The organism is Staphylococcus sp. HMSC061G12 (assembly GCF_001838465.1).
In the GTDB taxonomy this organism is placed as follows: domain Bacteria; phylum Bacillota; class Bacilli; order Staphylococcales; family Staphylococcaceae; genus Staphylococcus; species Staphylococcus simulans.
On sequence record NZ_KV837188.1, the window covers coordinates 1 to 206 of the forward strand.

Here is a 206-nt window from a genome sequence, read left to right on the forward strand (position 1 = left end):
ACTTGAAAAAGATTAAATCTTATACGGGTATCTGGAACGTGGAAAAAGTCTTGTATGCAATCAATGACTTTAACTTACCCTTTCCCGTTACTTTTACACAGATTACATGGTTTGTGATTACGGAATTTATCATCATTTTGTTTGGGGATATTCCCCCACTTTCCATGATTGAGGGAGCATTTCTCAAATACTTTGGTATTCCCGTT

At 35.9% G+C, this 206-nt stretch carries 1 protein-coding gene; it reads left to right on the top strand.

Translation table 11 applies throughout. The annotated features are described in order from the left end of the window. Nucleotides 1-2 precede the first annotated feature (2 nt). Nucleotides 3-206, top strand: a 204-nt coding sequence (locus tag HMPREF2937_RS13190) for a TcpE family conjugal transfer membrane protein (RefSeq protein ID WP_215628809.1), incomplete at its 3' end; no start/stop codon positions are given.